Source organism: Pseudomonas putida (genome assembly GCF_002906855.1).
Classification (GTDB): domain Bacteria; phylum Pseudomonadota; class Gammaproteobacteria; order Pseudomonadales; family Pseudomonadaceae; genus Aquipseudomonas; species Aquipseudomonas putida_N.
This window is the reverse complement of the sequence record NZ_MINI01000030.1, coordinates 1-391: the sequence shown is the minus strand read 5'-3', so window position 1 is coordinate 391 and position 391 is coordinate 1. Positions and strand designations below refer to the sequence as shown.

The window sequence follows — 391 nt, the reverse complement described above, 5'->3', positions numbered from 1 at the left end:
GTGTGCGTCTGGAGTTCCGTGGTGCGCAGATCAGTTCAGACGGTGGCCTGCTGGTGATGCGCGAGCTTGATGACGTGCTCGGCCTGTCCAATCTGGCGTCGGAGGCGCTGCGAGACAGCCGCACCGGGAAGAACACGCTCCATCGGCTTGACGGATTGTTCCGGCAATCGGTGTTCGGACGACTGGCCGGATACGAGGATGTGAACGATGCCGACCGCTTGGCCCTCGATCCCGTGATGCGTCAGGTCGTTGGCGGCAGGGCCGTCGAGGCGCAAGCTGCTTCGGCATCGCAGATGGGACGGTTCGAGACCGAGACGCTGGCTCTGGCCGCGAACCGGGCGGCGCTGGCCGATCTGAACGGCCAATGGATCGACCGGTTTCATGACCGCAA

General features: G+C 64.5%; 1 protein-coding gene. It reads left to right on the top strand.

Annotation, left to right across the window (positions count from 1 at the left end):
- Positions 1 to 2: 2 nt before the first annotated feature.
- Positions 3 to 391: transposase (locus BGP85_RS12350; RefSeq protein WP_258036115.1), on the top strand; the 389-nt coding region annotated here is incomplete at its 3' end.